The sequence below is a fragment of the Acinetobacter sp. YH12043 genome (assembly GCF_013419915.1).
Classification (GTDB): Bacteria; Pseudomonadota; Gammaproteobacteria; order Pseudomonadales; family Moraxellaceae; genus Acinetobacter.
On the sequence record NZ_VOZD01000063.1, the window covers coordinates 1 to 1,089 of the forward strand.

The window sequence follows — 1,089 nt, forward strand, 5'->3', positions numbered from 1 at the left end:
ATAGTTTTAGCCCCGTTACATCTTCCGCGCAGGCCGACTCGACTAGTGAGCTATTACGCTTTCTTTAAAGGGTGGCTGCTTCTAAGCCAACCTCCTAGCTGTCTATGCCTTCCCACATCGTTTCCCACTTAACTATGATTTAGGGACCTTAGCTGGCGGTCTGGATTGTTTTCCTCTTGACTACGGACGTTAGCACCCGCAGTCTGTCTCCCGGATAGTACTCATTGGTATTCGGAGTTTGCATCGGTTTGGTAAGTCGGGATGACCCCCTAGCCGAAACAGTGCTCTACCCCCAATGGTATTCGTCCGAGGCGCTACCTAAATAGCTTTCGGGGAGAACCAGCTATCACCGAGTTTGATTAGCCTTTCACCCCTATCCACAAGTCATCCCCTGGCTTTTCAACGACAGTGGGTTCGGTCCTCCAGTTAGTGTTACCCAACCTTCAACCTGCTCATGGATAGATCACCCGGTTTCGGGTCTATACCCAGCAACTAAACGCCCTATTAAGACTCGATTTCTCTACGGCTCCCCTATTCGGTTAACCTCGCTACTGAATATAAGTCGCTGACCCATTATACAAAAGGTACGCAGTCACCACACAAAGTGGCTCCCACTGCTTGTATGCATGCGGTTTCAGGATCTATTTCACTCCCCTCACAGGGGTTCTTTTCGCCTTTCCCTCACGGTACTGGTTCACTATCGGTCAGTCAGGAGTATTTAGCCTTAGAGGATGGTCCCCCTATATTCAGACAAGGTTTCACGTGCCTCGCCCTACTCGACATCATCATATCAGCCCTTTCGTGTACAGGACTATCACCCACTATGGTTGCACTTCCCAGAGCATTCCACTAAAACTGATATGACTTAATGGGCTGTTCCCCTTTCGCTCGCCGCTACTGAGGGAATCTCAATTGATTTCTTTTCCTACGGATACTGAGATGTTTCACTTCTCCGCGTTCGCCTCATAAACCTATGTATTCAGTTTATGATACCGACCTTATAGCCGGTGGGTTTCCCCATTCAGACATCTCCGGATCACAGGATATTTGCCGCCTCCCCGGAGCTTTTCGCAGGCTATCACGTCTTTC

Annotated in this window: 1 rRNA gene; it reads right to left on the bottom strand. The window is 49.4% G+C overall.

Features of this window, described 5'->3' with window-relative positions:
* Positions 1-1,089: ribosomal RNA gene (locus FTU01_RS15465) — 23S ribosomal RNA — on the bottom strand; the annotation flags it as partial.